We start from the raw sequence: 2,656 nt of genomic DNA, 5'->3' as shown, positions 1-2,656 counted from the left end.
ACACGGTTCTCTTGGTCGAAAACCCATCTACCAGGGGCTTCACCATGTTGTCAGCCCAACTACCAGGCTGCAGCAGCAGGTTGGAAAAGGCTCAAGGGCTACGACAGCAACCCCAACCGGCGCGAGCTACGCAGGCGGCGCATCCTGCCGGTGATCTCCCGCAAGGGCGCACCGAACATCAAGGGCCTGGGCAAGCTCCGCTACGTCGTCGAGCAGACCTTCTCGCTCCTGCACCACTTCAAGCGCCTGGCCGTCCGCTGGGAAAGGCGCCTCGACTTGCACGACGCCCTTGTCTCACTGGCCTGCGGTCTCATCTGCTGGAGACGCCTCAAGAACAGGTAGTGTTGTCATTATTCGGCTCAGACGGGAGGGCAGAGCTGTTGCCAGAACCTATGGTGCGGGCGAGCGAGCTCTTGACCGAGCACGAGGTCGAACTGCTTCGGCGTTCCCTCCTTGAATGGGGCGGGCCAGCTCGGTGCAGTGACTCCCTCGCTGTCGGCATGGGGTTCGCGGACACTCAGGATCTGCTCGAGCAGTGCCGCGTGCTGAATTCTGCACTCGGTGAAGACGCCCCGCTCAAGGCAATGGACTGGGCACGAACGCTCCTGGCAACAGAGATCGTCTTTGTCAGCGATCTTGCTGGCTCGGGCGTCGAATGGCCAACGACCACGGGGTTCACCGACGAGGCCACCATCAGGACGCTGCGGTCAATCCAGCGCAAGCTTGCCAGCACCGTGCGGCCCTACTACGGACGACGTCCGAGCCCTCCGCGTTGACTCCCCGCCAACGGATGGATCGCCTAGACCGCCGTGCAAACAAGATCGTGTTACGAGCTCTAATACTCCAGTTGCACTTCGCTATCGCCGCTGGTCAGGGACTGTTTTCTGAGCATACTCAGCTGACGCATCGTCATGTGGTCGAAGTTCGTGACCGGTAGCCCCTGATCACTGTTGTGCTGATCGTGCAAGACGATGTGCGGCCAGGTGTCTGGGCTTCGGAGCTTGAGGAGGTGCTGTTGCGGGTCGGTCACCGGTTCGGCCGGGTCGATCTGCGGCGGCGGATGCGGGACTACGTGCGCGGGCTGCTCGGCCCTGTCGACCGGAAGAACGGCTGGCAGCTTGCGGAATATGTCGGCCACGACGTCCCAGCCGGCTTGCAGCACCTGCTGAACCGGGCCCGGTGGGATCCGGACGAGGTCCGCGACGACCTGCAGGAATACGTGGCCGAACGCCTCGGCGAGCCCGACGGTGTCCTGATCATCGACGAGACCGGCTTCCTCAAGAAGGGCAGCACTTCGGCGGGCGTGCAGCGGCAGTACTCAGGCACGGCAGGACGCACGGAGAACTGCCAGGTCGCCGTGTTTGCCGCCTATACCTCGTCGCGAGGCCGGACCTTGGTGGACCGGGAGCTGTACCTGCCGAAGTCCTGGACGTCCGACCGGGAACGGTGCCGCACGGCAGGAGTGCCCGACGCCCGGGCCTTTGCCACCAAGACCGAGCTTGCCCGCAGCCTTATCGCCCGGGCGCTCGCCTCACCCCTGCCCATCGCCTGGGTGACGGCGGACGCTCTCTACGGCCAGGACTGGCACTTCCGCCGCATGCCTGAGGAGGCCGGGCTGGGCTACGTCGTCGCGGTCCCGAAGTCGCAGCAGGTCAAGTCCCTCGCCGGCTGCTGGCGCATCGACCAACTCATCGGTGACGCCCCCGACGAAGCCTGGGAGCGGCTTTCCTGCGGCGACGGGGCCAAGGGCCCGCGCATCTACGACTGGGCAGCCGCCCAGCTCCCGGCTGTTCCCTTCTTCGGCGGTGGCGAGCCTTCGCACCACCGGTGGGTACTCGCCCGCCGCAGCATTGCCCACCCGGACGAGATCGCCTACTACCTGGCCCATGCACCCGCCGACACCAGTGTCGCGGAGCTGGTGCGGGTTGCCGGTTCCCGCTGGGCGATCGAGTCCTGCTTCCAGAGCGCGAAGAACGAGTGCAGCCTGGACCAGTACGAAGTCCGCCGCTACCCGGGCTGGTACCGGCACATCACTCTCGCGATGCTCGCCCATGCCTTCCTCGCCGCCATGGCAGCGCAGGCCGAAGATGCAAAGGGGGCCGCAGAAACGGATCTTTCCTCGTCCCGCTCAGCCTGGCAGAGATCCGCAGGCTCCTGGCGAATTGCCGCCCCAGGACAAGCCACCACCGCCGCCACATTGATCGGATACTGACCTGGTCCCAGTGGCGCCGTCGCCACCAGGCGATAGCCATGCGCTGTCACTACAAACGCCGCACCGCCGGTCACGAACTTCGACCACATGACGATGCGGCAGCTGAGTATGCTCAGAAGACAGTCTCTGACCAGCGGCGATAGCGAAGTGCAACTGGAGTACTAAGGATGCTTCTGGCCTGAAAGAGCCGAGTCGACCTATCGCCTCCCTCGGGGACATGACGGGCGGATCGCCGATCGCCGAGGAGATCGCCGAGGGGTCTGTACGGTCTTCGGCTCTGGCTCACATCCGGTGGTAACCGTGTGTCACGTTAGTCCAGGCCCTGAATGCGCAGCTCGCGGGCGGGCATTGAGCCTTTTCCATCTTCACTCTGAGCTGGTCAGATGGAGGGTGAGGATGGCCTGGACGAGGCTGGTGATCCGGGTGGTCGAGCACCGCAGTTTG

General features: G+C 64.7%; 2 protein-coding genes and 1 pseudogene. All 3 read left to right on the top strand.

Features of this window, described 5'->3' with window-relative positions; genetic code table 11:
- Positions 1-342, top strand: a pseudogene (locus ACWC2T_RS45880) (hypothetical protein); the annotation flags it as partial.
- A gap of 158 nt (positions 343-500) precedes the next feature.
- Positions 501-776: a hypothetical protein gene (locus ACWC2T_RS45875; protein ID WP_450676222.1), complete on the top strand. Its 276-nt coding sequence runs from the start codon at positions 501-503 to the stop codon at positions 774-776.
- 197 nt (positions 777-973) lie between these two features.
- Positions 974-2,212 carry an IS701 family transposase gene (locus ACWC2T_RS45870; protein ID WP_450676223.1) on the top strand — a complete coding sequence of 413 codons (1,239 nt, stop codon included), beginning with the start codon at positions 974-976 and terminating at the stop codon, positions 2,210-2,212.
- Positions 2,213-2,656: the final 444 nt, after the last annotated feature.

The organism is Streptomyces sp. NPDC001393 (assembly GCF_053597455.1).
The sequence above is the reverse complement of the archived record's forward strand: the minus strand, read 5'-3'. Positions and strand labels throughout refer to the sequence as shown.

What these genes read in the sequence shown, in the direction of transcription:
- ACWC2T_RS45875 (WP_450676222.1), top strand. Translation starts at nt 501, where the DNA reads ATGGGGTTCGCGGACACTCAGGATCTGCTCGAGCAGTGCCGCGTGCTG.